The 4,003-nt window shown below is 61.3% G+C and carries 3 protein-coding genes and 1 pseudogene; 2 read left to right on the top strand and 2 right to left on the bottom strand.

The genetic code is table 11. From position 1 onward, the window contains the following. Positions 1 to 164: 164 nt before the first annotated feature. The gene (locus C0V75_RS22520; RefSeq protein ID WP_216821511.1) at positions 165 to 1,307 is read left to right on the top strand and encodes a tyrosine-type recombinase/integrase; all 1,143 of its coding nucleotides are present in this window, start codon (positions 165 to 167) and stop codon (positions 1,305 to 1,307) included. Between the two features lie 26 nt (positions 1,308 to 1,333). Further along, positions 1,334 to 3,349, top strand: coding sequence for a tyrosine-type recombinase/integrase (locus C0V75_RS22525; RefSeq protein ID WP_158241934.1), 2,016 nt, complete (start codon positions 1,334 to 1,336; stop codon positions 3,347 to 3,349). A 96-nt stretch (positions 3,350 to 3,445) separates the two neighbouring features. Here the strand turns inward: C0V75_RS22525 and C0V75_RS24270 are convergent. Both C0V75_RS24270 and C0V75_RS22535 read right to left on the bottom strand, forming a co-directional pair. Then, positions 3,446 to 3,625: pseudogene (locus C0V75_RS24270) on the bottom strand (hypothetical protein); the annotation flags it as partial. Between the two features lie 10 nt (positions 3,626 to 3,635). Next, a partial coding sequence (locus C0V75_RS22535) for a DUF6878 family protein (protein ID WP_101923212.1) occupies positions 3,636 to 4,003 on the bottom strand: 368 nt, incomplete at its 5' end.

A 4,003-nucleotide genomic window follows, 5' to 3' on the forward strand; every position in this document is an offset into this window, starting at 1 on the left:
TCCTTCACATGCTGCTCGCCGACCCAGCGGGTCGGGATGATGCGTCCGGTCGAGAGCGTGAGGGTCGGGCCGAAAATCGTCTCGGCCATTATATAGACAGAGTCGGTCAAAACCGACTTCGGGCGTATCGTGGCAGGCGATTTAGACTCAGTCGGAGATGCGCCATGGTGGATGCAAAGCTTGAAGGCGCAGGCCCTGATCCATCTTCGTTCGCCGCAACCATCGCCGCGTTCGTGACGTACCTGAATGGGTCGGGATGTTCTCCCAACACCGCGCGCGCTTATCAGCACGATCTTTCGCATCTTCTTTCCTTTCTTGATGAACAGGGATGGGATTGGCGTGCGCTGACACCGGCGCGCGCGGTTGACTTGCTGATCCATCTGCGCAGCAAGCCGAGCCGTCGCCGCGGCACCGGGCCGTACCCGTCGTTGGCCGCGACCGATGGAGAACAATCTGCTCGGCTCAGCACGGCGACGATCAACCGGGTGCTTGCAGCGGTTTCTTCATTCTTCGAATGGGCGCGGTTCACTGATCGTTTTGCTGGCCCAAACCCGATCACCCGAATTCATGATCGCGCTGCCGCACATGTCGCTGAACGCCATCGACCGTTCCTGACTGGCGTCACCTCGCAGTCGGCCTTACGGAGCCCGGTGCGGTTGCGGCAGATCCATCGTTTGCCCCGCCCGATGGCGGATGAGCAGGTCGACGCGCTGATCGCGCAGCTGCGAACGCGCCGCGATCTGGCAATCATTCGCTTGATGCTCGACGGCGGTCTGCGACCAGGTGAGGTGCTTGGCTTGCACCTCGCCGACATCGCATATGGCAGGCGACGGGTGACCGTCAGGGTGCGTTTCGATCACCCGCGCGGCGTTCGGAGCAAGTCACGATCTGAGCGCGTCGTCGATTTGCATGAAACGGCAACGCTGCAGTCAGTCAGCGGATATGTCATGACCGAACGACCACAGGACACAGACAGTCCCTTCCTGTTTCTGGTCGGTGGCAGTGGCCCACGCAGGCATGAGCCACTTTCCTACGCCGCGCTGGCCAAGCTTTTTGCGAGGGCGTGCGATCGTGCGAACATACGTAAACCATGGGTGACCCCACATGCCCTGCGCCATACACATGCAACAAAGATGTGGGAGGCCGGGATGCGCGAGCTGACGCTTCAGCGAAGGCTTGGTCATGCATCGCCAGAAGCAACCCGCGTTTACACCCGGGTTTCCGATCCGATTGTTGTCGCCGAATATCGCCGTGCCCTCGGCCTTCCAGACGAGAAGGTGCAGGACCCTGCGGAAGGCGCAAAGTGATGCGGGGCCCAGTCTCCTCGGCAGCGATGCAGGCACGTTCGATCGATGCCCCATCTCTCTTTCGCAGCAGCCACTGTTCGGCCGATGAATACGACGCTTTTCTACAACGCTGCTATCCGACGAAGCAGTTCGTCCAACAACGCCGAAGTCAGCGCAAGCAATTCGTCGAGGCCTGGCCAGACATTGAAGAATGGCTGGCCGCGCCGCTCGCAGTTCGTGTCGGTCGGATCAACGGGCAAACCAGAGCTACCCTTCAGGATCGACCCTCCTATTTCGCGCGCGCCTATCTCTACTATCTGGCGCTGAAAGGGCATCTCCGATTTGATTATCCGTGGCTGCTCGCCGTCGGCGACCTTTGCGTTCACGACGTGGCACGGCTGTTGGATATCGATCTCGGTGTCGAGAGACTTGCGCGCGAGGCGACAGACCTAGGTCTCGTCTATGCGGGTGCTGATCGAGCAATGCGGTGGACGCTCGGGCGTCTCGCCCTTCACCAGGGACCCCAACTGGTCAGCGCTTTGCGTCAGAACGACATCAATGAGCTCCTCGTCGCCGTTCGGATGTTCGGCGATAGATCAGATCTTGGTGCCTACTGGACCTCGAGCGACCGGTATCGTCTGGTCTCCAAAGCTTGGATTACGATGATCGGCCAGCTGCGCTTGGCACTCTATCACCGCGGGCAAGTCGACGACCCGCCGCGAAAGATCATGCCATCGGCGGATTTGAAGGCGGCACAGCCTGAAATGGGCGCATTGATCGATGAATGGCTTGTACGCCGTGCACCAAGCTTGCGACCGGTCACCGTGTACCACCACGCGCTTACCGCCCGCCGATTTCTGCAGCATTTGGCCAAAACGGCACCAGAAGTGCGCACCTTTGGGCAGGTAAAGCATGAGCACATCGTCAGCTGGATGAACGCGATGAAGACCGAGTTGTCGCCAAAGACCGGGCGACCACTCACTGCGAATTCTCAGAGGGGACGCGTTGTCCGGCTGGCACAATTCTTCAAGGATGCCGAGGACTGGGCGTGGACTGAAGTGCCGCGATGGCCGCTCGTGGCAAAACGCGATCTGCCGCGCGTGCCCGACCGAATTCCCCGATACATCCCTCGTGCTGAGCTCGAACGGCTGATGGAGGAAATCCGGGCGCTTTCCGATCCGTTCCAGCGCGCAGCTATGCTCCTCGCTAGGTGGTCAGGTGCGCGCCGCAGCGAAATTCAGCGCCTATCTGTGGACTGCCTCGACCAATACGCCGATGGCACCGCGCGCCTTCGGCTGCCCGTCGGTAAGACCGCCCGTGAGCGCCAAATCCCACTGCATGATGAGGCCGCAGAGGCCCTTCGGGTTGTGCTGGGTCTCCGCGCTAAGGTCGCAGACCGAATGCTGCCCGACGAACGGACAGGCGATCTCGTCCGGTTCGTGTTCGTCTGGCGCGGAAAACTGATGAGCGGACGCCATCTGTTTGGTGCGCCATTGAAGCGGGTGTGTGCCGCCACGGGCTTGGCCGACGCCCGAGGCAGGCCAACCGTGACCATGCACCGATTCCGCCACACGCTCGGAACCGAACTCGCAGAACGCGGTGCAAAGCTTCACACCATCATGAGCGTCCTCGGCCACGAAAGCCCTCAGATGACGATGGTATATGCGCGGATCAGCGACGCAGAGGTGCTGCGCGACTACCAGTCCGTTCTGGAACCAGGCGCCATGATTGCGGGTGCAGGAGCGGAAGTGATCCGATCCGGAAATCTTGGCGAAAGCGCGGTCGACTGGCTTCGCAGCCACTTCTTCAAGACTGCGCTGGAACTGGGACATTGTCTGAGGTTGCCCTCGGAAGGTCCTTGCGAATGCGACCTTTACCTGAGCTGTTCTCGCTTTGTGACGACGCCGTGCTACGCGCCGCGGCTGCGCGAACGCCGTCGATTGGAACTGTCTCTCGCCGAAGACGCGCGCGCCCGCTCTTGGTCGCGTGAAGTCGAACGTCATTGCGCCGTCGCAAGAAGAGTCGAACAACTCCTGACCGACCTCGGCGAGGAATTGGAATGAAATGCGGTCCTGCACACGGAACAGGCCGACCACCGCCAGCTTTTTGGGGAGCGCGGCGGTCGGCCTGTTCCTACCCAAGACCCCTGCGCCTTTACGCTTGCCTGTCCATGTAACGGCCATGAAGATGCCCTCGGCATGGTGGCGCAAGGCCCTGTGCCGGAAGTCAGCCGTGATCTCCTTGCTGGCATCGAACCAGGCATGGACCGCGATGAAGTCGTCGACCGTGCCGCCCCATTTCTTCACCGAAGACAGGGCGTGGTGATAGGGATGTGCCATACCCGCCCCCTCAGAAATCATGCGTGAAGAGTTCGGACGAGGTGAAGCGCTCGTTGAACTCGAGATGGATGCAGCGGGCGGACGCGTCGAAACAGAACTCGCCCCAGGCGCCGTCGTTGTTTTCCCAGCCGCCATGGGTGTCGGAGAGGAAGTCATAGGCCAGCTGCTCCACGACGTCTTCCAGCGAGAGCTGCCGTATCTCGACCTCGGGGTCGTCCCAGGTCAGCGCGGCATAGGCGATCTCGGTGGCGGGGAAATCGACGGCGGTTTCACCGAACCATGCGCCGATGCTTTCGATCTGGCCGCTGTCTCCAGCACCGTCGAAGGTCACGGTGACATGGGTGATGCCGGCGGCCGTGAGGCCGTCGAAGAGGCGGT

The organism is Tabrizicola sp. TH137 (assembly GCF_002855575.1).
Taxonomy (GTDB): domain Bacteria; phylum Pseudomonadota; class Alphaproteobacteria; order Rhodobacterales; family Rhodobacteraceae; genus Paragemmobacter.